Origin of the sequence: Kitasatospora sp. NPDC101447, assembly GCF_044767225.1 — a bacterium.
GTDB lineage: Bacteria > Actinomycetota > Actinomycetes > Streptomycetales > Streptomycetaceae > Kitasatospora.
This window is the reverse complement of sequence record NZ_JBIWNL010000001.1, coordinates 135102-154695: the sequence shown is the minus strand read 5'-3', so window position 1 is coordinate 154695 and position 19594 is coordinate 135102. Positions and strand designations below refer to the sequence as shown.

At 74.7% G+C, this 19594-nt stretch carries 22 protein-coding genes and 1 pseudogene; 15 read left to right on the top strand and 8 right to left on the bottom strand.

Going from position 1 to position 19594, the window contains the following annotated elements:
• Positions 1–163 precede the first annotated feature (163 nt).
• The 3 genes from ACIRST_RS00720 (at position 164) to ACIRST_RS00710 (ending at position 2289) form a co-directional block, all read left to right on the top strand.
• On the top strand, positions 164–943 hold the full coding sequence (locus tag ACIRST_RS00720; protein ID WP_402798789.1) for an HAD-IIA family hydrolase: 780 nt from the start codon (positions 164–166) through the stop codon (positions 941–943).
• A gap of 83 nt (positions 944–1026) precedes the next feature.
• Positions 1027–1503 carry a hypothetical protein gene (locus tag ACIRST_RS00715; RefSeq protein WP_402798786.1) on the top strand — a complete coding sequence of 159 codons (477 nt, stop codon included), beginning with the start codon at positions 1027–1029 and terminating at the stop codon, positions 1501–1503.
• 117 nt (positions 1504–1620) lie between these two features.
• Positions 1621–2289, top strand: coding sequence for a hypothetical protein (locus tag ACIRST_RS00710; protein WP_402798785.1), 669 nt, complete (start codon positions 1621–1623; stop codon positions 2287–2289).
• Positions 2290–2503: 214 nt separating this feature from the next.
• On the opposite strand, the gene ACIRST_RS00705 is transcribed toward ACIRST_RS00710, so the two are convergent.
• Positions 2504–2740, bottom strand: a complete 237-nt coding sequence (locus tag ACIRST_RS00705; RefSeq protein ID WP_350524709.1) for a DUF6296 family protein — start codon at positions 2738–2740, stop codon at positions 2504–2506.
• Positions 2741–2926: 186 nt separating this feature from the next.
• On the opposite strand from ACIRST_RS00705, the gene ACIRST_RS00700 reads away from it, so the two are divergent.
• The gene (locus ACIRST_RS00700) at positions 2927–3595 is read left to right on the top strand and encodes a DUF6328 family protein (protein WP_402798783.1); all 669 of its coding nucleotides are present in this window, start codon (positions 2927–2929) and stop codon (positions 3593–3595) included.
• Positions 3596–3760: 165 nt separating this feature from the next.
• Positions 3761–5059 (top strand): AI-2E family transporter, encoded by a 1299-nt coding sequence (locus ACIRST_RS00695; protein ID WP_350524711.1) that lies wholly within the window; start codon positions 3761–3763, stop codon positions 5057–5059.
• Here the strand turns inward: ACIRST_RS00695 and ACIRST_RS00690 are convergent.
• Positions 4961–5284, bottom strand: coding sequence for a hypothetical protein (locus tag ACIRST_RS00690; protein ID WP_402798781.1), 324 nt, complete (start codon positions 5282–5284; stop codon positions 4961–4963). The genes ACIRST_RS00695 and ACIRST_RS00690 overlap by 99 nt on opposite strands.
• Positions 5285–5561: 277 nt before the next feature.
• Between ACIRST_RS00690 and ACIRST_RS00685 the strand changes: the two genes are divergently transcribed.
• A complete protein-coding gene (locus tag ACIRST_RS00685) occupies positions 5562–6356 on the top strand; it encodes a sigma 54 modulation/S30EA ribosomal C-terminal domain-containing protein (RefSeq protein ID WP_402798780.1) in 795 nt (264 codons plus the stop codon).
• Between the two features lie 102 nt (positions 6357–6458).
• Here ACIRST_RS00685 and lpdA read toward each other — a convergent pair whose 3' ends face one another.
• Together lpdA and ACIRST_RS00675 are read right to left on the bottom strand one after the other, a co-directional pair.
• Positions 6459–7865, bottom strand: a complete 1407-nt coding sequence (gene lpdA / locus ACIRST_RS00680; RefSeq protein WP_350524714.1) for a dihydrolipoyl dehydrogenase — start codon at positions 7863–7865, stop codon at positions 6459–6461.
• 294 nt (positions 7866–8159) lie between these two features.
• Positions 8160–9683, bottom strand: a complete 1524-nt coding sequence (locus tag ACIRST_RS00675; protein WP_402799373.1) for a M28 family metallopeptidase — start codon at positions 9681–9683, stop codon at positions 8160–8162.
• Between the two features lie 283 nt (positions 9684–9966).
• Here ACIRST_RS00675 and ACIRST_RS00670 point away from each other — a divergent pair, with 283 nt between their 5' ends.
• Complete coding sequence (locus tag ACIRST_RS00670) at positions 9967–10143, top strand: antitoxin (RefSeq protein WP_350524715.1); 177 nt, start codon at positions 9967–9969, stop codon at positions 10141–10143.
• 121 nt (positions 10144–10264) lie between these two features.
• On the opposite strand, the gene ACIRST_RS00665 is transcribed toward ACIRST_RS00670, so the two are convergent.
• Positions 10265–10459, bottom strand: a complete 195-nt coding sequence (locus tag ACIRST_RS00665; protein WP_402798778.1) for a hypothetical protein — start codon at positions 10457–10459, stop codon at positions 10265–10267.
• A 74-nt stretch (positions 10460–10533) separates the two neighbouring features.
• Here ACIRST_RS00665 and ACIRST_RS00660 point away from each other — a divergent pair, with 74 nt between their 5' ends.
• Positions 10534–11124: a TetR/AcrR family transcriptional regulator gene (locus ACIRST_RS00660; protein ID WP_402798776.1), complete on the top strand. Its 591-nt coding sequence runs from the start codon at positions 10534–10536 to the stop codon at positions 11122–11124.
• A complete protein-coding gene (locus tag ACIRST_RS00655) occupies positions 11121–12503 on the top strand; it encodes an MFS transporter (protein WP_402798774.1) in 1383 nt (460 codons plus the stop codon). The genes ACIRST_RS00660 and ACIRST_RS00655 overlap by 4 nt, the downstream gene beginning before the upstream one ends.
• Before the next feature lie 124 nt (positions 12504–12627).
• Here the strand turns inward: ACIRST_RS00655 and ACIRST_RS00650 are convergent.
• Positions 12628–12816: pseudogene (locus ACIRST_RS00650) on the bottom strand (DUF664 domain-containing protein); the annotation flags it as partial.
• A complete protein-coding gene (locus ACIRST_RS00645; protein ID WP_402798772.1) occupies positions 12813–14303 on the bottom strand; it encodes an MATE family efflux transporter in 1491 nt (496 codons plus the stop codon). The pseudogene ACIRST_RS00650 and the gene ACIRST_RS00645, both read right to left, overlap by 4 nt.
• A 152-nt stretch (positions 14304–14455) precedes the next feature.
• On the opposite strand from ACIRST_RS00645, the gene ACIRST_RS00640 reads away from it, so the two are divergent.
• The 6 genes from ACIRST_RS00640 to ACIRST_RS00615 all read left to right on the top strand — a co-directional run bounded on the left by ACIRST_RS00640 (position 14456) and on the right by ACIRST_RS00615 (position 19148).
• The gene (locus ACIRST_RS00640; protein ID WP_402798770.1) at positions 14456–14998 is read left to right on the top strand and encodes a PadR family transcriptional regulator; all 543 of its coding nucleotides are present in this window, start codon (positions 14456–14458) and stop codon (positions 14996–14998) included.
• Positions 14999–15202: 204 nt separating this feature from the next.
• Positions 15203–16072: a class I SAM-dependent methyltransferase gene (locus ACIRST_RS00635; protein ID WP_396546564.1), complete on the top strand. Its 870-nt coding sequence runs from the start codon at positions 15203–15205 to the stop codon at positions 16070–16072.
• A 125-nt stretch (positions 16073–16197) separates the two neighbouring features.
• Entirely contained in the window at positions 16198–16509 is a 312-nt protein-coding gene (locus tag ACIRST_RS00630) for an Lrp/AsnC family transcriptional regulator (RefSeq protein WP_402798768.1), read from the top strand.
• Positions 16510–16717: 208 nt separating this feature from the next.
• A complete protein-coding gene (locus ACIRST_RS00625; protein ID WP_402798765.1) occupies positions 16718–17605 on the top strand; it encodes an oxaloacetate decarboxylase in 888 nt (295 codons plus the stop codon).
• Positions 17602–17946, top strand: coding sequence for a hypothetical protein (locus tag ACIRST_RS00620; protein WP_402798762.1), 345 nt, complete (start codon positions 17602–17604; stop codon positions 17944–17946). Before ACIRST_RS00625 ends, ACIRST_RS00620 begins: the two co-directional genes overlap by 4 nt.
• Before the next feature lie 89 nt (positions 17947–18035).
• Entirely contained in the window at positions 18036–19148 is a 1113-nt protein-coding gene (locus ACIRST_RS00615; RefSeq protein WP_402799371.1) for a bile acid:sodium symporter family protein, read from the top strand.
• Here ACIRST_RS00615 and ACIRST_RS00610 read toward each other — a convergent pair.
• Positions 19114–19581, bottom strand: a complete 468-nt coding sequence (locus ACIRST_RS00610; protein WP_402798760.1) for a hypothetical protein — start codon at positions 19579–19581, stop codon at positions 19114–19116. The genes ACIRST_RS00615 and ACIRST_RS00610 overlap by 35 nt on opposite strands.
• Between the last annotated feature and the right edge of the window lie 13 nt (positions 19582–19594).

Below are 19594 nucleotides of genomic sequence, written 5' to 3'. Positions count from 1 at the left end.
TGTGACGCGCGGTGACCTGCGGCGATGCGTGTGACGCGCGGTGACCCGACACCGCCGGGGGCGGGCAGGGGCCGTGAACCCGCCCACCGGGTCCTGCGCACCGGGGCCTGCGCACCGGCTCGGCAGCGCGCCGCAGCCGGTGTCGCTCGTTAGGGTCGGGGGCATGGGACGAGGCCAGGCGGCACTGCTCGACATCGACGGCGTGCTCACGATCGGCTGGAAGCCGCTCCCGGGCGCCGTGGAAGCCCTCCGGCGGCTCGACGGCGACGGCGTCCGGTACGTGCTGCTGACCAACACCACCTCCCGCACCCGGCGTTCGATCGCCGACACGCTCGCCGCGCACGGCTTCCCGGTCGGCATCGAGCAGGTGCTCACCGCGCCCGCCGCCACCGCCGAACGCCTCGCCGGCACCCGATGCCTGCTGCTCAACAGCGGCGACATCGAGGACGACCTGGCCCCGCTGCGGCTGGTGGACGACCCGGCGGACGCCGAGGTGGTGCTGGTCGGCGGCGCCGGGCCCGAGTTCGGGTACCGGGCGCTGGACCGGGCCTTCGCCGCCCTCCGCGACGGGGCACGCCTGGTCGCCATGCACCGCAACGCCTACTGGCGGACCCCGGAGGGCCTGCGGCTGGACAGCGGCGCCTTCGTCGCGGGGCTGGAGTACGCGACCGGCGTCCGGGCCGAGGTGGTCGGCAAACCGGCCGGGGCCTTCTTCGCCGCGGCCCTGGCCCACCTGGGGGTCTCGGCGGCCGAGGCGGTGATGGTCGGGGACGACATCGAGTCGGACGTGCTCGGGGCGCAGCACCACGGGATCGGCGGCGTGCTGGTCCGCACCGGCAAGGCGGCCCCGGGCGCGCCGGAACGCGCGGACGGCGAGCCCGACCACGTGCTCGACTCGGTGGCGGACCTGCCGGAGCTGCTGGCCCGGCTGCGCGCGGGCTGAGGTCGCGGCAGGCCGGGGTGCGCGAGGCGCACCACCGGTCGTAGAACGGAAGGGAACGAACCCGACCGGGAGGAGGCGCGGCCATGGGCCTGCCCCTGGCGGCCGGACACGTGCTCGTCCGGCTCGGCGACGGCCCGCAGCAGGCGGCGGAGGCGGTGCTCGACGCGCTGGAGGCCGCCTTCCCCACCCACACCGGGCGCGGGCGGACCAGGATCGGCAACGCGTGGGAGGACCCTGCCACCGTGACCTCGGAGGGCACCCGGGTGGTGGCCGGAGCCCAGCCCGACGGCGTCTCGGTGCGCCTCTCCCAGTCCTTCGACGCGCGCGATCCGCGTGATCCGCCGGAAGCCCGGGAGTCGCCCGGAACCGGGAGCCCGGACGGGCCTGCGCACCCGATCGCCCTGACAGGCGGAGTCGGCGCGGACCTGCTCGGCTCGCCCGATGACGTCCGACGGGTGCTGGGCGTGCTCGCCGGGCTCTGCGCGACGGAGGAGGAGTCGCGCGAGGAGCAGGGCCCCCAGCTGGCCGTACGGCTGCGCCTCGGGCGACCGCACGGGTAGCGGGCGTGCTGGGGGCGGACGTCGGGTGTGGCCGCGCGTGTGCCACCGCCGTGCCGGGGTAGACGCGGACGGCAGCAGACCGGTCCCCCAGACCGACCACTCCGTTCGGGGGCCACCATGGCCGTACAACGCCGACCGGGCTTCCTTCGCGGGACCCGACGCCGGGCGGGCGAGCGCCACGACTTCCCGCACGCCCCGCAGGGCCCCGGCCGGACCACGCCCCAGCTCCGCCCGCAGGACACGGTGCGCTGGGGCAGCGAACCCGTGACCGAGCGTTCGGACCTTGAGCTGCGCCACCTGCTGTCCCGGGTCTTCCTGGTGCTGTTCGCCGTCGGGGCAGCGGCCTTCGCCGTCCTCGCCGCCCTGGCCTCCCCCGGCCCGGCCCCGAACCAGGGCAGCTACGCCTCCCGGCGGCGGCGGTACTCGGCCAGGGTGTCGTTCAGCGGCGGTCCTTCACGGGATGTCCTTCACAACCATCCCACCGGGTCTGGCCCGGTGGCCGTTCGGAACACCCCCGGAGAGCATGGACTGACCGAGCCCCAGCGATCCGGAGGTAGCGCCGTGTACGAGATGTGGGCCGAGCACGACCCGGCGGTGTCCCCGCCCGCCGTGGTGTGGCACGTGGTGGCGAAGGACGACGCGTCGTCCTCGCTGTGCGGACGGTTCCTCGAACCGTCCCAGCGCGTCGTCCCGGCGGGGGACGGCACCGACTCGGCCGGGCCGGACCGGTACTGCGATCCCTGCCTGGTCACCGTGCGTGAGGCCCTGGCGGCCAGCGCCCGGTAGCGGTCCCGTCAGCCCCGTCACGACGGCCGTCACAGCCGACGCCCGTCCCGGCTCCCGTCCCGTTCCCGCAACGGCTCCCGTGTCAGCGCCCGTGACGGCGCCCGGGCCGGCCCTCCTTCCGGCACGCGTCACGGCGGACGCCGCGGCCTCGACCGCGGCGTCCGTCCTCCGTCCTCCGTCGGCCGCGGCGCCCCGTGGTCGCGGCCCTCGTTCGTCACGGCAGTGGCACGGCCAGCAGACAGGGGTGTCGGCTGCCGGTTCCCTGGGCGGCGAGGACCGTGGCCACCTCGCCGCTGATCTCCACCCGGAGCCCACCGTCCGTACTCTCCCAGACGAGGCCTCCGTCGGGCCCGACGGTCTGCGTCTCGTGAACGACGACGACGGCCGGTGGAGCGTGCCCGCCGATCGGGCCGGGGAGCGTCACCGCGTAGCGGTGCGTGAGGCTTCCCATGACGGCCTCCTTCTCCCCCCACCCTGTGCCATCGATTCTCCTCCCGCACCAGGCCGGTTGTACACGGACCGCCCGCCTGTTCCGGCAGCCCGCGGTGACCGGCCGCTGCAAGGGAGTCCGGCTCGGCGTTTGCCCGCTCCGGGCCCGGCTACACGCACCGGTGGAGCAGGACTCGGAGGCGATCCCATGACCACGACGCCGGACACCGGCCGGACCGGCCCCGCCGAGCACCGGACCGCACGCCGGACCGGACGCCGGGAGTCACCCGAGGAACGGGCGGACCGGCGCTGGAGCGACCTGCTCCAGGAGGTGCGCGTCGCCCAGACCGGCTCCCAGGTGCTCTTCGGCTTCCTGCTGAGCGTGGTCTTCATGGCCCGCTTCCCCGGGCTCGGCGACTTCGACCAGGGACTGTACGTGGCCACCGTCGTCCTCGGCGCACTCGCCACCGGCTCGCTCGCCGCCCCGGTCGCCTACCACCGGATCTTCGCCGGCCACCGCCTCAAGCCCCAACTGGTGACCGCGGCGGCCCGGTTGGTGACGACCGGGCTGGTGCTGCTGGCGCTGACCATCAGCTCCGCGCTGCTGCTCCTGCTCCGGGTCGCGACCGACGACTCGGCCTCCTCCAGCTGGATCGCCGGAGCCGTCATGCTCTGGTTCCTGTGCACCTGGCTGCTCCTCCCGGTCCTGCACCTGCACCGGCACGACGGGCGGCTCTCCTCACCGCCCGCCGGAGCCGGGCCGCCCGCTCGCGACCCGCCGGTTTCCGACCCGCGGGCGTCGGACCCGCCGACGGCCGACCCGCCGACGGCCGACGCGGCGAGGGCCGCCCCGCCCGCGCCCGGCTCGCCGCCGTGACACGGGCGACCGACGCCGCGTGCGCCCCGCACACGGCAGGTGCGAGACGGCCCCGCCGGAGAGACTGGGTGCAGGACTTCCATCCGGGAGGCTTCCATGGACAGCAGAGTCACCACCGCGGGCCGCGAGCGGGCCGCATGACCGGGTCCTCGGCATGAGGCGCCGGTGAGCCCCCGCCCGGGGCACGAGCCGCCCGGTTCCACCGGACCGGGCCGCCGGGCCGTGCCGCTCGGCAGCCGCCGCCCCCGGGTGACGCCGCGCCGCGAAGGCTCGACGGCACCGCCCGGGGGCCGGGCGCCCTCCGCCGAACGGGTGCCCGCCGGACTGCGGACCGCCGCCGGGTACGCCTGGCGGCTGGGGCTGCTCGGCGTCGGCGCCTACCTGGTGGTGGACGTCCTGACCCGGCTCGAACTGCCGCTGATCGCGCTGTTCCTGGCCCTGGTCGTCACCTCGGTGCTGCGCCCGCTGGTCGACCTGCTGGCGAGGGTGACGCCCCGCTCGCTGGCCGTCCTGCTCGCCTTCCTCTGCACCATCGTGGTGATCGGCGGGGTCCTGACGCTGGTGGGCACCACCGTCGCCGACGAGTGGAACCGACTGGGCAACGAGCTGCGCGGCGGCCTCGGCCGGATCGACCGCTTTCTGACCGGCTCCCCCTTCCACCTGCGACCCGGCACCGTCACCGACCTGCGGGCCAAGATCGGCGAATTCATCGCCGCCCACCGCTCGACGCTGGTCAGCACGGCGCTCAGCGGCGCCGGTCGGGCCGTCGAACTGCTCACCGGCGCCGCGCTCGCGGTGTTCTGCTCGGTGTTCTTCCTGCACTCCGGCGACCGGATGTGGTCCTGGGCCCAGCAGCAGCTGCCCACCGGCAGCCGTACGGTCTGGGACCGGGCCGGGCGGGCGGCCTGGCGCACCTTCGCCGGCTACACCCGCGGCGTGCTGATCGTCGCGGCGACCAACGCGGTGCTGGTCGGCATCGCCCTGTCGATCCTCGGGGTGCCGCTGGTCCTGCCGCTGACCGTGCTGGAGTTCGTCGCGGCGCTCATCCCGCTGATCGGCTCCCCGATCGCCCTGGCCGTCGCCTCCGTGGTCGCCCTGGCGGCCCGCGGCCCAGTGATCGCGCTGCTGGTGCTCGCCCTGATCGTGGTCATCGGCCAGATCGAGGGCCACCTGCTGCACCCGCTGGTGCTCGGCTGGTCGGTCCGGATCCACCCGGTGGTCATCGCCCTGTCGGTGACCGGCGGCGCCGTCCTGGCGGGTGTCCTGGGCGCGGTGGTGGCGGTACCGGTGGTGTCGGTCGCCTGGGCGGTGATCGGCGAGCTCCGCGACATCCGGGCCGAACGTGCCCCGGGCGGGCGCTCACGGTCAGGGCCCGCTCCCCCGGCGGCGGGCGACCAGTCGCACGGCCGAAAGGACGAGCGTCGCCGCCCGGACCGGGCCGAAGGCGGCAAGGACGGCCGCTGAGTGCGCATCGGCGCTGACCAGCAGCAGACCCGCCGACAGGGCGAGCAGGACCGACAGCACGGACGGCGGCACCCGGGCGGCGGCCCTCGACGCTCCGCCCGGCACCCAGCGGGGACCGCGCCGCATGGTGCGCAGGGCGCGGTCCAGTCGGCCGTCCGCACGCAGGTCGAACTCGATCTCGGCCAGGATCCGCAGCTCCCGACGCGAGAGTGCCGGGCCGTCCATCGCCTCCACCTCCGGTCCCCCGGTCGGGCGGCTGCCCATCGCGGCCCGGCCCAACCTCCGGTGCGGTCGGGGAGGCGCCGAGCGGGAGGGGACGGACCGACCACAGGAGGGCGGAACGGCCCGGGCGACCCCGGCCTTCCCGGCGTGGCCGGGCCTGCGGTGCAGGTCAATGCCCGGCGGGCCCATGAGGTGGGGTCGTTGGGCCCTGGCCGGGGAGGCTCTGGGGTCGGGATTCTGATCGACGGATGCGCCGGACGGGAGTGGAAGGGCCTGGGTGATGGGCGAGTTGGTGGCGGTGAGGGCGTTCGAGGGGCTGACGGGCGAGGTCCTGGCCGAGGCGCGGGCCCGGGTCGCCGCCGCGGCGGTGGCTCCCGGGGTGGGGACGCTGGTGGAGGCGCTGCGGATCAGGCTGGCGTCCGTGGCCGACGGTGTGCTGGCGCAGGTGAACGCGGAGGTGGACGGGCGGCGGATCCGCGTGCAGGAGGTCGCGGCCGGGCTGGGCGACTCGCTCGACCGGGTCGCCGACGCGCTGCGCGGCAGGATCCGGGCGGTCACCGGCGCGTGGGCGCCGCGTCCGTGGCCCGGCCCCCGGACGGCCGCGCTCGCCGTCCCGGTCCTCCCGGCCGTCCCGGTCTTCGCGCCCTCCGATACCGCCGAGGTTGTCGAGGCTGCCGGCGCGGGCACAAGCGCGGGCTCCCGGATCGTCCGGCGCAAGGAGCCCGCGCTGGTGTGGTGCTCGCCGGAGGCGGCCGCCCGGACGATGGACGCGATGGACTACGACATCCACCTCTTCACCGATCCGGCGACCGAGACCGATGCCGTCGTCTACCGCGTCGGGCCGACCGGCTACCGCCTCGCCCGGACCGTCGCCGCCGGGCCGCCCGGCCGCCGCACCGTGCCGATCACCCTGAGTCCGCACGGCGCACCCCGGCTGACCGAGGCGCAGGCCGTCGAGCGGCTGGAGGGCGCCGAGCTGCCGTTCCTGTTCTTCGCGCAGCCCGCCGACGGGCGCGGCCGCGTGCTCTACCGGCGCTTCGACGGCCGGCTCGGCCTGATCGCGGGCCGGGCCTGATCGCGGGCCGGGCCTGAGGACCGCACGCCCCGACGCGTCGTGCCCCGTCGAACAGCAGCTCGACGGGGCACGACGGGCACGACGGCCGTCAGGACGGCTGCGTCACATGTTGATCATGTGGCCGGCGAGGCCGTGGATGGCCTCCTTGACCGCCTCGCCCAGGGTCGGGTGGGCGTGCACGTTGCGGGCGACCTCGTGGACGGTCAGGTCCCACTGCTGGGCCAGCGTCAGTTCGGGCAGCAGCTCGGTGACCTCGGGGCCGATCAGGTGGGCACCGAGCAGCTCGCCGTGCGTGTTGTCGCTGATGACCTTGACGAAGCCGATCGGGTGGCCGAGGCCGTGCGCCTTGCCGTTGGCGGTGAACGGGAACTTGGCGACCTTGACGTCGTAGCCCAGCTCGCGGGCCTGCGCCTCGGTGTAGCCGAAGGAGGCGATCTGCGGCTGGCAGTAGGTGGCGCGCGGGATCATGACGAAGTCGACCTCCATCGTCTCCGCCCCGCCGATGGTCTCGGCGGCGATCACGGCCATCGTCTCGGCGGCGTGCGCGAGCATCAGCTTGGCGGTGACGTCGCCGATGGCGAAGATGTGCTCGACGCTGGTGCGGCCGCGGCCGTCCACGGCGATGGCGTTGCGGTCGGTGAGCTTGACGCCGGTGTTCTCCAGGCCGTAGCCGTTGACGCGCGGCGCGAAGCCGATCGCCTGGAGCACCTTGTCGGCCTCCAGCACCTTCTGCTCGCCGTCCTTGGTGACGGTGACGCGGACCTTGGCGTTGGCGTCGCTGTCGTCGATCGATTCGACGCGGGTGGAGGTCAGCACCTCGATGCCCAGCTTGCGGTACTGCTTGGCGAGTTCCGTGGAGACCTCGACGTCCTCCAGCGGCACCACGCGGTCGAGGAACTCGACGATGGTGACCTTCACGCCGTAGTTGTGCAGCACGTACGCGAACTCGACGCCGATCGCGCCGGCGCCCGCGATGATGATGCTCTCCGGCAGCTGCTCGGTGAGGATCTGCTCCTCGTAGGTGACCACGCGGTCGCTCAGGCTGGTGCCGGGCAGCAGGCGGGTGGTGGCGCCGGCCGCGATGATGCAGTGGTCGAAGGTGACGACGTCGAAGCCGCCGCCGCTGAGCGCGACCTGGATGGTGCGGTCGTCGACGAAGGTGCCCCAGCCGTCGTACTCGGTGATGCCGTTCTTCTTCATCAGGTAGTGGACGCCCTTGACCCGGCCGTCGGCCACCGAGCGGCTGCGGCGGAACGCCTCGCCGAAGTCGAAGGTCACCTGGCCCTCGACCTTGATGCCGAAGGTCTTGGCCTCCTTGGTGAAGATGTGGGCGAGCTCGGCGTTGCGCAGCAGGGCCTTGGAGGGGATGCAGCCGACGTTGAGGCAGACGCCGCCCCAGTACTTGGCCTCGATGACCGCGACCTTCAGGCCCAGCTGGGCCGAGCGGACGGCGGCGGTGTAGCCGCCGGGGCCCGCGCCGAGGACGACGACGTCGTAGTGCGTGCTCATGTTGCTGACTCCTCCGAGGGTGTCACGGTGTCGTGATCTCGGTCCCATGGTGGCAGGACCGGGCTCGGCGCACCCATCGGGTCTCGACGGATGCGCTCCGCGCGGCACCGTACAGGCCCGGGGGCCGAATTGTCAGTGGTCTCCGCTACGGTGACCGCACCGGCGCCCACCAGGGGCGATGACGGAGGGGAGGGAGCGGATGCCGAGGTCACGCAGGGTGTTCGCCGCGCGAGCGGCGCCTACGGCGGGCGGGTGGGCCCGCCGCCCGAGGACGGCAGCGGGCCCACCCGGGCGTCAGGCCGTCACTTCGTCGGCGCAGCCGCTCACGCCGCCGGTGCCTGCGGCGCTCGCGTCGGCTGCTGCGGCCGCGGCCTTGTCGGCCGGGGACTGCGCCGGTACGGGCCGTTGCAGCGAGGAGAGGTCCCAGGCGTAGGTGCCGACGGCGTGGGCGATCACGTCGATGTTGACGTCGAAGGCCTCCATGTCGATGTTGCCCAGGTTGTCGCAGGCCTTGTGGTAGCAGGAGTCGTACGCGGCGCCCGCCGTGCCGCCGTAACGCTCCGCCTGCTCCGGGGACTTGATCTTCTCGGCGCCGGTGTCGGTGCCGCCGGCCGGGATGCCGGCGTCGATGAACGGACCGTAGTCGGAGCGGCCGTCGAAGGCGGTCGGGTCGTGTGGCCGGCCGAGGCCGTCCAGGTAGCCGGTGATGTCCCGTTCGATCTGCGCCGAGCCCTCGGGGCCGGCGCCGCCGCCGGCGCTGCCGGAGCCGTTGTAGACGAACTGCGCGTGGTTGGGGGATGCGATCATGTCGAAGTTGAGGTAGAGCCGGATCTTCTTGCGATCCGCCTCGGAGAGTGACTTCACGTACGCCTCGGAGCCCTTGAGGCCGAACTCCTCGGCGGACCACCAGGCGAATCTGACCTTGTTCTTCACCGGGTGGACGTTGAGGTTCTCCGCGACCTCCAGGATGCCCGCCGAGCCGGAGCCGTTGTCGTTGATGCCCGGCCCGGCCGGGACGGAGTCGAGGTGCGCCCCGACCATCACGGTGTTCTCCGGGTCCCCGCCTCGGGTCTCGGCGATGACGTTCCAGGTCTTGCGCGGTTCCATGACGGTGCGGATGTCGAGGGTCACCCGGACGGGCCCGGCGGCCGCCGCGGCGGCCAGGGCCTCACCCGCCGCGCTGGTGATCCCGCCGGTCGGGACCTTCCCGGCCGTCGGGTCCCCGAGGGTCCCGTTGAGGTCGCCCTCGGCGTTGTTGTAGACGAGCGCCCCGATCGCGCCCGCCGCCGCCGCGGCGGCCTGCTTCTGGGCGAAGCTGCAGCCGCCGCGCCGGATCAGGGCGATCCTGCCGGTGAACCCGCCGGCCGGGTAGTCGGTGGACGCGCAACCGGTCGTGGCGCTGACCGGGGCGACCGCCAACTCGGCGGTCAGGCCCGCCTCCGGTCCGCCCACCGAGTACGTCATGGCGATCACCGGCACGGACTCCGCCGTCGGGGACAGCACGTCGAGCCGCTGCGTGCGGGCCTCGAAGAAGGTGTACTCGAACTCCTGCCTGGACACCTTGAGACCGGCGCGCCGTGCCCGCTCGTAGACGTACTGCGCGGACTGCTCGTGGCCCTTCGAACCGGCCACCCGGGTACCGCCGTTGCGGTCGGCGAACCGCTGCAGCGCGGCCAGGGTGTCGTGGGCGGACTCGGCATCGGCGGCGTCGACCAGCCGGGCGGCCAGCTTGGCGCCCTTGCGCGCCGGGTCCGGGTCGGCCGCCGCGCTCCCGGCACCGGCCAGCAGCAGCGGGGTGACCAGGGCGGCGACGGTCAGTGCGGCGCCCGCGCGACGCCCGGTGACGGCGGTGCGGGGGCGCCGTAACGGGGTGGCGGTGTCGGGCCGGGTGGCGTGGTCGTACCGGGGCGAACGGTCGAGCGGGGCGGTCGAGCGACGGGTGCGCAGCTTCAAGGCGACTCCTTCCGACGGGCCGTGAACTCACGATTTGACAGGACCGGAATCGCCTTGCCAAGCCCGCCGCGCACCCGGCGGGATGCGCGCGGGGGGATGCGCGGTGATATTGGAGGAGTGGGGCCGTCTCATCCGGGAGTGTGACCACATGTCCATGATGGATAAGCTCAAGAACCTGCTGAAGGGCCACGAGGAACAGGCCGACAAGGCCGTCGACAAGGCGGGTGACGCCGTCGACGAACGCACGCAGGGCAAGTACAGCGGCCAGGTGGACGCCGGCCAGGAGCAGATGAAGAACCAGTTCCGCGACGAGCCGCCGCAGTAGGCAGGCCGTAGCGGACGCACGGACCGGGCCGTGGCGCTCCGTGTCCGCCGCCCCGGTCCGGCCCTCGGCCGGGCCGGGGTTCGGGCTTCTCGGGGGGCGGCGGCGTCGGAGCGCCCGGGCGTCAGGTCGAACGCGGCGGCGGCGCGTCGTCCCTGCACGGGGCGCCGTCCGTGTGCGGGGTGTCGTCCGGGCGCGGGGCGTCGTCCTCGGCCGCGCCGCAGTGCTCGCACGGTGCCGGTCCGGGCCGCTCGCGCAGCCGTCCGCACTCCGGGCACACCCGCTCCAGCCAGCAGGCCGACTCGCCGCCTTCGTCCATGCCGCCGATTCTGCCCCCGGGCTGCCCGCCGCGGCGAGTAGACACTGTCTACGAGCGCCTGGTAGACAGTGTCCATGACCGATCAGGACAGTGACCTCCGCGCCCGACTGGTGGCCGCCGGCGTCGAACTGGTGGCCACCGGGGGCGTCCAGGCGCTCGGCCTGCGCGAGATCGCCCGCCACGCCGGGGTCTCGCACGGGGCGCCCCGCCGCTACTTCCCCACCCACCGCGAGCTGCTCGCCGCCATCGCCCGGAACGGCTTCGGCAGGCTCACCGACGCCATGGCCGGCGCGGACGCCCTCGCGGTCGGCAGCGGCGCCGACGCCCGCGGCCGCCTCGACGCGCTCGCCCGCGCCTACCTCGGCTTCGCGGCCGCCAACCCGGGCATGTTCGAGCTGATGTTCCGTCACGACCTGCTGGAGGGCAGCGGTGCGGAGCTGCGCCGCACCACCGTGCCGCTGTTTCTCACCTTCGTCGACTTGGTCGCCGAGCTGCACCCGGGCTCCGGCGATCCGGCCGTCGCCACCGCCGCCCTCTGGGCCAACCTGCACGGTCTCGCCCAACTGCGCACCTGGGGCAGCCTGCGGCTCATCACCGGCAGCGAGGACGTCGAACCGCTGCTGCGCGCCGCGCTGGACGCCCATCTCGGTCCGGCCGCCCGGTGACGCCGCGGCTGCACCGACGGCTCACCCTGGCCGCGAGCATCACCGGTGCCGTCCTGGTCGCCCTCGACGGCACCGCGCTGACCGTCGTCCGGCCCGTCCTCCAGCACGACCTGCACGCGTCCGTCGCCGCCGTGCAGTGGGCCGGGACGGGCTATCTCGTCACCGTCGCCGCCCTGCTGGTGTTCGCGGGCCGGCTCGGCGACCGCTACGGGCACCGGCGGGTCTTCGCCGTCGGCGTGACGGGCTTCGCCGCGGCCTCGGCCGGGATCGCCCTCGCACCCGGCATCGGCTGGGTGATCGCCCTGCGGGTGGTGCAGGGCGTCGCGGGCGCCCTGCTGCAGCCGGCCACCCTCGGCATGCTGCGCGCCGCCTGGCCCGCCGACCGGCTGGCCGGCGCGATCGCGGCACGCACGGCGGCGATCGGGCTCGCGGCCGCGGCCGGGCCGCTGGTCGGCGGGGCGCTCACCGCGCACTTCGGCTGGCGGTCGGTCTTCCTGTTCGGCCTGCTGCCGGCCGGCGCCGCGCTGCTGGCGGCCCTCGCCGTGCCGGCCGCGGCGCGCCCCGAGGCTGCCGTCCGGGGCGGCGGGCTCGACCTGCCGGGCGCGGCCCTGCTCGCGCTGGCCCTGGCCTGCCTGGTGCAGACCCTGGTCGCCCTCCCGGACTCCGGCTGGTCGGCCGGCACGGCGCTCGGTCTCGCGGCCGCCGCCGCCCTCGCCCTGGCCCTGGCCCGGCACGAGCGGCGCACCCCCCGTCCGCTGCTGCCGCCCGACCTGCTCCGCTCGCCGGTGGTCGCACTGCCGCTCGGCGTCCTGCTCACAGCCTCGGCGGCGCTCCAGGGCGTGCTCTTCCCGGCGACGTACTACCTGCAGGACGTGCTGGGGCTCGACCCCCTGCAGAGCGCCCTGCGGGCGGCGCCGCTCGCGGTGGCGATGATCGTGACGGCGGCGACCTCGGCCCGGGTGACGCGGCGTCACGGTGAACGGGCCGTGGTGCTGACGGGAACGGCCCTGGTCACCTCGGGCGCGCTGCTGACCGCCCGGCTCGGGCCCGGTTCCGGGACCGTCGCGATCGCCGGCTGCTTCCTGCTGCTGGGCGCGGGCTTCGGCGCCGTGATGGCCACCGCCACCGCCCTGGTGGTCCGGGGCGCGGCCGCCGCCGAGGCCGGTGTCGCGGGCGGGCTGCAGCAGACCGCGCTGAACATCGGCCCCGCCCTGGGCATCGCACTCGCCACCACCGCGGCCGGCCGTGCGCAGCCCGGCGCGGCGCTGACGCCCTCCGCGCTGGCGATGGCCGCGGTGGCGGCTGTCGGCATCCTGCTCGCGGCCCGGCTGCCGGGTCGAACGGCCGACCCGCAAAGGGAGTTCGCCACCCGCCCGTGACCCCGTCGGGGCGCTCACGGGGCCGCCGGTCGGCGTGGCCGTGGTGGCGGGCGGGAACCTCCGTCGGCGTCCGGGGAGGCTCCGGCGGTCGGCTCGCGCCCGTACGCGACCTCCGCCTGTCGTCCGCGCCGTGGCCCGGTGGTGCCTCTCGGCCGAAGAACGCCCGCTGGTGCCAGGTGCGTTCGACCCCGGCGAGGTGCTGGACCGGGCGCAGCAGGGTCGTCGTCGACGGCGGCACGGCCGTGCGGCGCGCCAGGCGTCGGCCCGGGCGCGCGACCGGTCGTCGCTGAACGGCCGCGCCGTCGCGCGTCATTCGAGCGGCTGGAGCGACTGTGGTGCGTGGGCCGCCGACGGGAGCGGTGCTGCTTGCGGCTTCGGGTCCGGCTTCGGCTTCGGCTTCGGGTCCAGCGTTGCTGCGGTCCTCGGGTTCGGCGTCGGCGTCGAATCCGGCTGCGCCCGGTCGCGGGTGAGGGCCGCCAGCAGGGCGAGCTGCAGAGCCGCACCCACCGCCGGCCCGAGCCACACGCCCGACACTCCCCACGGCCCCGACAGGGCTGCCGAGGTGGCGAGTTGGGCACCGAGGCCGAGCAGGACGGCGAGCACGACCGGGCGGCCGGCGCCGGCCGCCTGGTACGCACCGCCGAGCGCCACCACCAGGGCGTACGGGAGCAGGTAGAGCGCCGCCATCCGCAGGAACCCGACGGACTGCGCCGCCACCGCCCGGTCGTCGGTGAAGAGGGTGGTCAGCGGGGTGGCGAGCGTCGCGGAGAGCAGGGCCGCCACGGCGCCGACGAGTGCGGCGAGGCGTCCGGTGTCGCGGCGCAGCGAGCGCAGCGCGCCGTCCTCCCCCGCGCCGGTGAGGCGGGCGGCCTCGATCGCGGCGGCTTGGCGCAGCGCGTAGAAGGCCATGGTGACGACGAGCAGGACGCGGTAGCCGACCCCGTACCCGGCCACCGCCGCGACGCCGAAGCCCGCGACCAGCCCGAGCTGGGCGGTGCCGACGGCCATCCGGGCGGTGAAGTCCAGGCCGAACGGTGCTCCCGCACGCACGATCCGCACCGCCGCCGCCCGCGTTCCCCCGGCGGCTCCGGTGGCCCTGGCCGCACCGGGCCGCGGCTCCGGCCGTCCCGACCGCCGTCGCGACCGCCACTCCGACCGCCGCTCCGGCCGCCGTCCCCGCAGTCGTAGCGTGACGGCGAAGGCGATCGCCCGTGAGGCGGCCAGGGCCAGCGCCGCGCCCGGTACGCCCAGGGCCGGCAGCGGACCGCCACCGAGGATCAGCAGGGGGTCGAGGGCGAGCAGCAGCGCGTTGGAGAGCAGAGCGAGCCGCATCGGGGTGCGGGTGTCGCCCGCGCCCTTGAACAGTTCGTCGGCGACGCGCTGGGCGAAGAACAGCACGAACGCCGGGAACGCGACGGTGAGGTACTCGGCGGCGCGGACGGCGGCCTCGCCGTCCAGGAAGACGCCTGCCAGCCGGTCGCGCAGCAGGAAGCCGGGGACGGCGAGCGCGAGGCTGCCGACGGCGCAGAGCTGCCAGGCGGCGCGGGTGGTCCGGGCGGCCTCGGCGTGGTCGCCCGCGCCGAGGGCGTGGGAGAGCCGGACGCCGGTTCCGGAGCTGACCACCAAGACGAGCCCGAGCAGCAGGTTCTCGACGGTTCCGGCCAGTGTCACGGCGGCGACCGCGGCCCCGCCGAGGCCGGCCACCCAGAGCGTGCCGATCACCGAGGCGATCACTCCGGACAGCAGTTCCGCGTAGACGGGTACGGCGAGCGCCGCGAGTCGGGACGTGTGCCCGCGCATTGGTTCCTCCCCTGGTCCGCCGCCACCTCGACCCGGACCGCCCGGCCGGAGGCCTGAACGGCGACCTCGATGAGAGATACATCGTTTCGAGGTACATCGGCAAGAGGTAATATGACGCTCCACCGGGCGCACTCCGACGGAAGGGCTTCGCCGTGCTGACCCTCGCGATCCTCGGCTTCCTGTACGACCAGCCGCTGCACGGCTACGAGCTCAAGTCCCGGATCACCGGCCTGACCGGCCACGTCCGCCCGGTCAGCGACGGTGCGCTCTACCCCGCCATCGCGCGGCTGGAGAAGGCCGGCCTGCTGTCCCGCCGCACCGAACCGGGCACCGGCGCCGCACCGCGCCAGACCCTGGAGCCGACCGAGGCCGGCCGGACCGAGCTGCTGCGACGGCTGGCGGACCCGGAGCAGGCCGAGATCACCGACCAGATGCGCTTCTTCACGCTCGTCACGTTCCTGCACCACCTCGCCGACCCGCCCCGGCAGGCCACCGTCCTCCGCCGCCGCCTGGCCTTCCTGACCGAGCCGAGCAGCTTCTTCCACGACGGCGACGGCCGGCCGGTCAGCGCCGAACGCGAGCCCAACCCGTTCCGGCGCGGGATGCTGCTCGTCGCCCGGGCGTCCACGGCGGCCGAGCGGGCCTGGCTGGAGGAGACCATCGCGGAGCTGGAACAGTCCGGACGGCCCAGTTAGCCCCGGCGATCTCGACAACTCCCCTGGCCCAGTGCCCCCAGTGGCCCCGGTCGCCCGGACGGCCCAGCGGACAACAGGAAGAGGGTCGTTCCACACCTGGCTCCACCGGGCCCCGGCGTGGCTATGATGATCCGCCTCACGTCCTCGGCGTCCCCTCCGCGGCGTGATCCGCCACCGCGCCCCGCCGTCCCCCTGGAGGCCGCCGTGCCCACTGCCGAGACCGCAGCCGCCCGCCCCGCGCCGCTGAAGCGGGACGACATCCCCGGATGGTTCTTCAGTCTCGATCGGGCCGCCTTCGGCCACCTGCTGTCCAGCCAGAGCTCCGCCGGGGTCACCGGCGACATCCTGGAACTCGGCAGCTACCTGGGCCGCAGCGCCGTCCTGCTCGGCGACCACCTGCGGGCGGGCGAGCGGCTGACCGTCTGCGACCTGTTCGACTCCGAGGCGGACGACGACGACAACGCCGCCGAGATGGCCATGTCCTACCGCAAGACGCTGACCCGCAGCGCCTTCGAGTCCAACTACCTGGCCTTCCACCGCGAACTGCCCGAGATCGTCCAGGCCCCCACCTCCGTGCTGGCCGACGGCCGGATACCGGCGGGCAGCTGCCGGTTCGTCCACGTCGACGCCTCCCACCTGTACGAGCACGTGGCCGGAGACATCGCCGTCGCCCGGGCCGCACTCGCCGAGAACGGCCTGGTCGCCCTGGACGACTACCGCTCCGAGCACACCCCGGGCGTCTCGGCGGCGGTCTGGGAGGCGGTCTTCACCGGCGGACTGCAGCCCGTGCTGCTCACCCCGATGAAGTTCTACGGCACCTGGGGCGACGCCGCGGCGGCCCGGCAGGTCCTGCTGGAACGGGACTGGCGGGCCGAGGGCTACACGGTCGACGAGGACACCATCGCCGGAACGCCCGTGCTGCGCCTCAACTACCAGGTCAAGGCACCCGTCCACCGCTCCGCCTCGCGCCGGCTGGCGCTGGAGCTGCTGCCGCCGGTCGCCACCAAGGCGACCCGCCGGATGCTCCGGACGCTGCGCGAGCGGCGTGCCGCACCGCCGGTGCCGAGCACCTGAGCCCCGGCGGGGCCGCCACGCCGGCCCCGCCCCTTCCCGGCCCCTTCCCCGGCCCGGCCGGCTCCCGTCCGTACCTCAGCGCGGACGGGCGGGCGTCGGCACCGGCGGCACCCCCGGTTGCGCCGGTGGCACCGGTTCCGCCCGCGGTGCTCGGCTTCCGCGCCGAGGCCCGGCCGTGGATGTCCGTACGACCCTCGCGGCTCGCCGCCACGGACGCCGCGATGGCGGAGCGCCCGGAAGTGTCGTTGGCGGCGCACACGACCGGGCCCACCAACCTGCTCGCAGCCGTCAACTGCCGGGACACGCTGCACCTCGGGCGCTACCTGACCACCCGGATCGCCGCGCCGGACGGGATCCGGGCGATCGAGACCGCACCCGTCATCCGCACCGTGAAGCGCGCGGGCGCGCTGCTTCCGCCCGACCGCAGGCCTCGGTGAGTCGCCCCTTTCACACCCGTCGACACATGGGATTCGCCACGTGGCCGCTTTTTGCGATGTTCCTATTTTCGCCACACCTTCACTCCAACGGGGGAATCTCTTTTAAAGATTTGCCCACGGAACATTAAAGGGAGCATAGTGATGACACCTCAGTTTGGTCTAGCGGACACCAAGTTCAGGCAAAGTCATCCCAGGTGAGGAGAAGGCCTTGTTCCACGGAACCACGACGGAGGGCGCCCCCGGGCAGCGGCTCCGGGCGGAGATCGCGGGCCCCGGCACCACGCCCCTGATCGGCGTCTACGACATGTACTCGGCCTCGATCGCGGCCGAGCACTACAACGGCATGTTCGTCTCCGGCTTCGGCTTCGCGGCCTCCTACTACGGGCTGCCCGACATCGGCTTCATCGCCTGGCCGGACATGGTCGGATTCGTCGAGCGGCTGCGCGGCGCGTTCCCCCGGCACCACCTCCTGGTCGACATCGACGACGGCTACGTCGATCCCGAGGTGGCCTGCCACGTGGTGCGCCGGCTCGAACGCATCGGCGCCTCGGGCGTGATCCTGGAGGACCAGAAACGGCCGCGCCGGTGCGGGCACGCGGACGGCAAGCAGGTCCTCCCGCTGGAGGAGTACCTGGAGAAGCTGGAGCTCGTCCTCGCCAACCGGACGGACCTCGTGGTCGTCGCCCGGACGGACGCCACCGAGGAGGACGACATCCTGCGCCGCGCCCGGGCGCTGGCCGCCACGGACGCCGACGTGGTGCTGGTCGACGGCGTGCGCAGCGAGGAGTGGATCCGCCGGATCCGCGCCGTGGTCGGCGACAAACCGCTGCTGTTCAACCAGATCGCCGGCGGCAAGTCCCCCCGACTGTCGCTCTCGGAGCTGACGGAGCTGGGGGTGGACGTGGCCATCTACAGCACGCCGTGCCTGTTCGCCGCGCACCGGGCCATGGAGGAGGCGCTGGCCGGGCTGAAGGTCGCCGACGGACGGCTGCCCGCGTCGGCCGAGGAGGACCGGCAGGTCGGCGTGCGGGAGTCCACCGAACTGCTGGAGCGGAACATCTCCCGCTCCCGGGGGCTGACGGCGGTGACGGTATGAGGGCCGGGCAGCGCGGGCCCGCCCCGCCCCCGAGCGCAGCCGTCCTGCGGGTCGGTGCCCTGCGGACCGGCGTGCTGCGGGTCGGCGTGCTGGGGCTGACGGGGGTCGGCGCGCTGTTCGCGGGCGGCGCCGTACCCGCGGCCGCCGACAGCCTGATCACGGTCGTGGACAACTCCCACGCCGACTCGTGGCTGGAGGTCGACCGCACGGCCAACCTCCAGAACGGCAGCGGTTCGGCGGGGAGCGACCACGACGGCGCGGGCTCGCTGGTGGGCGGTCTGCTGGGCCCGGGGTCCGCCGCCGGGCGGGCACTGCGCCCGGTCCCAGGAGGCGGCCCGTGACCGACGGCTCGGCTCTCCCGGAGCAGCCGCCCGAGGCGCGCGCGGACGAGCTTCGCGCGCGCCCGCCACGGCCACCGCACCGGGCCCTGCTGCACCGCCTGCACGGGCTGCGGCCGCGGTGGCTCGATCCGTACGTGGTCGCGTTGGCCGGGACGGTCGGCCTGGCCGCACTGGTCCCGGCCTCGGGCGGAGCGGCCCGGGTCGCCGAGGCCGCCTGCGACCTCGCGGTGGCGCTGCTGTTCTTCCTCTACGGCGCCCGACTGTCCACCCGCGAGACGCTGGCCGGGCTGCGGCACCTGCGGCTGCACGGACTGGTGCTCGCCACGACCTTCGGCCTCTTCCCGCTGCTCGGGGCGGCCACCGCGCTGCTCACGCCGGCTCCGCTGACCGGGCCGTTGCAGACCGGGGTGCTGTTCCTCTGTCTGGTCCCCTCCACGGTGCAGTCCTCAGTGGCGCTCACCGGCGCCGCCGGGGGCAACGTCCCGGCGGCGATCTGCGCGGGCACCTACTCCAGCATGGCGGGGCTGGTCCTCACCCCGCTGCTGGCGGCCTGGCTGTTGGGCTCGCACACCGAGCTGTCCGCCGAAGGGCTGCTGCGGATCGGGCTGCAACTCCTCGCGCCGTTCCTGCTGGGGCAGCTGCTGCGGCCGTGGATCGGCGGTCTCCTGGCCCGTCACAAACGGGTGCTGACGCCGGTGGATCGCGGTTCGATCCTGCTGGTGGTCTACACGGCGTTCAGCGCGGCGGTGGCCCAGGGCATGTGGGGCCTGGCCACGCCGACCGCCCTGCTCGGGCTGCTCGCGGTGCTCCTCGCCCTGCTCGCCGCTGCCCTGGCCGCCACCGGGGCCGGGGCGCGACTGCTGGGGCTCGACGGACCGGCCCGGATCGCGGCGGTGCTGTGCGGATCGCAGAAGAGCCTGGCCAACGGCCTGCCGATGGCCACCGTCCTGTTCGGGCCGGAGGCGGGGCTGCTGGTGCTGCCGCTGATGCTCTACCACCAGCTCCAGCTGGTCGTCGGCACGGTGCTGGCCGGACGGTGGTCCAGGGCGACTGCCACGGCGGCAGACCCCCCTGCGGCCAAGCCGACGGCCGACCCGGAGGCAACTGAAGCAGGCCCGGACCGGCTCGGCGGGCACGAACCGGCGACGCCGACCGATCCGGCCGCGCTCACCGGTCGGGGCGCGTCGCCAGCGCCCGGGTGATGCCCCGGCGCAGCGAGGTCGAGGCCCCCGGCAGATGTCCCAGCCAGTTGAGCCGCTCGACTGCCGGCTCCGGCCGCCGGGCCAGTTCCAGCACCGCCGCGTACGGGCGGTCGCCCTCCCTCAGCCGGACGGCCAGCACGTCCACCAGGCCGTCCAGGTCCGGGCCGGTGAGGGCGGGGTGGGCGGCGACCAGCTGGAGCAGGCAGTTGTCGTTGCTGGTCGTGTGGCGCCGGGTGGAGAGCGCGACCAGCACCTCGGCGGGCGTGGCGGCGTTCCGCGCTATCGCGTGCCAGACGAACGGCAACTCGGCTCGGACGGCCAGTTCGCGCAGCACCTCCGGGTTCGAGGTCCGTTCCGCCAGCCGGCGGTAGTCCCCGCCGTCGTGCAGGTGGCGCAGCGCCTCGACGTCGTCCATCCGGTCAGTGTCGTCCATGTCGAGGCGTGAC